The sequence below is a fragment of the Succinimonas sp. genome (genome assembly GCF_045225735.1).
Classification (GTDB): Bacteria; Pseudomonadota; Gammaproteobacteria; order Enterobacterales; family Succinivibrionaceae; genus Succinimonas.
The window spans coordinates 1-2,297 of record NZ_JBGVBR010000301.1 but is presented as its reverse complement, the minus strand read 5'-3'; the positions used below and the strand labels follow the sequence as shown (position 1 = coordinate 2,297).

Annotated in this window: 1 protein-coding gene; it reads right to left on the bottom strand. The window is 50.7% G+C overall.

Going from position 1 to position 2,297, the window contains the following annotated elements; genetic code table 11:
• The coding region (locus ACJROR_RS10840; RefSeq protein WP_406547069.1) for a UvrD-helicase domain-containing protein at nt 1-2,297 on the bottom strand (2,297 nt) is incomplete at both ends.

Below are 2,297 nucleotides of genomic sequence, written 5' to 3'. Positions count from 1 at the left end.
AATGTCATAGCGGAGCCTCCCCTCTCCTTCAGGAGCATCGCTGTCAAGATAAGACACCGGACTGAAGCCGCCTTTCTTGGCTTTTTTTGTGGTTTTCCAGATTCCGGCGTAGGGCATAAACACAATGTTGTATTCCAGGCCCTTGGAGGAGTGGTAGGTGGTGATCCTGATGACGTTCTCATTGCCGCCGGCTCTTATGGAATAGTCTGACATCTCCTGAGAGGATTCATCGCTTTCCGGTTCGTCCATGAGTCTGCGGTAGAGAGACACAATGCCGTCAAAGGCAGAAGCCCGGGCAGAAAGGCTCTGGGCGATTTCCGCCGCCTGATTGAGATTGGTGATAATGGCATCGCCGCCGATTACCTGAGAAAGGTTTTTAATAATATCGAGCTCTTTGGTAAAGAAGCAGTACGCCGACATGAAGTCATTGTCCCGCCAGCGGGCAACGCCTTCGGCCAGCGCGGCGGAAATGTCCTCGAAACCATTGCTGAGTTCTTCCGAAATATCCTGAGCCGTATAGTTAAAGAAGCTGCTGGAAACCAGGAAACGCAGCTTTTCGTTATCCTTGGGGTTCAGAAAAGCCTCCATCAGGTTGTACACCGATTCAAACTCCAGCGTCTCGGTTATGCTCATCCGGTTTGAGGTGTATACCGCCGGCACGCCGTACCTGGCCAGTTCTGCGGAAATCCATTTGGCCTCCTTTTTGCCGGAAACCAGCACCGCAATGTCAGAAAGCTTCACCGGCTCATCCAATTTGTCCGGGGGAACGGTTAAGTCAGCGAGCCTGCTTTTGAATAGCCAGCCATGATTAAGCACCGTAACGACTTCCCGGGCGCAGGATGCCGCAAGCTCCCGGCGCATGGCGGGGGCGTTAACGCTGTCTTTGCTGTCGGAAAAGTCATGATAGAAGAACGTTAACGGAGCGGGAATAACGGTTTTCGGATTTTCGGTTTTCGGATGTCCGGCATTCGGATTTTCGGCTTTGCCGTCACTGCTCTCAGGAGTCCTGAGCACCAGGAACGTTTGCGGTTCGTCCCTTTTCTCCGGTATTTCCATAACGGATTTCACCGGAGAAAATTGCCAGCTCTTTCCGCGCACGTAGGCGGCATGATAATCAGCGGCGTCATCGTGTTTGGGAGCCGATAAGCTTCTTTCCTCCAAAGCTTCGTCACTGGCCGCACTGTCGCTGTCTCCGGAATCTGCCAAATCCTGCGACAGGCTTTCGAAGAGGCTGTTTACCTGACCTACCAGAACCGGATTGGAACGGAAATTGGTGCCCAGGGTGCCCTGATGTTTTTTGTTCGGGTCGTTCTCGCCCCAGAAATTCCCGATCCCCCTTACGGCATCGTTGTAGCAGCTCACGTCAGCGCCGCGGAACAGGTAAATGCTCTGCTTGGGGTCGCCGATAATGTAAAAGCCCTGAATATTCGGCCAGGGTTTCTCGTCAGGCGCCTGATGCTCCCGGGTCAGAATTGCGTCCCGATTGTCTTTGAAGTAATTGAGATAGACCTGACTTACGATGGAGAACTGAATGGGATCCGTATCCTGGAATTCATCGATGATGGCCACGGGATAATCTTCAAGGATGGCTTCCCGGAGAATCTTAGAGGAGCTCAGGCCGGGAATGCCGGTATCCTCTCCCTGATCCTGCTTAATCAAGGCGGCCTTAAGGCGGGAAAGGAGGTCATTCTGAAAGAGAAAACCTTCAATATCCTTCTTCTGCTCCAAAATTTCGGAGGCCCGGGTAAGCACCTTGTCGTAAACCAGAGACTTAATAGAAACAGAATTTTTTATAATATTCTCAATAGCGCTGATCTGCCTCATAACATCCGGGTTCTTTCTCACGTTTTTGAAGTCGTCAGTGCTTACTTTGTAGACATTGGCCTCCATATAATCCAGCAGCTTTTTACCGCCTTTATTTGCATTTGCCAGATATGTCCGAAAAAAATCCATGATCTTTCCAGCTGTTTTCTCAGCTCCGGCAAGCATACCACCGTGATAATCGCCAATCGCTTTAAACTTGATTTTAAAGAATTCCGGACAGATCTGCTCCAATTCACCGACCAGTTTGGCAGCTTGCTCTTTCTGCTCCTCAGTCATCTCATTAGCAATGCGGAGCATCTCCTTCAGAGATTTTGCTTCGGTAAGCTTTTCTGCGGCGTCATAGCGGTGCATGGAAAACGAGGGCCCGTAATTATTCTCGAGAAGGCTCGTAAGATTATCCAGCCAGTCGTCATCCTTAAAAATCCCGCTCGCTTCCAGAAGAGTGTCGGTTTCCGCCTGAGTAAGCTCTTTAT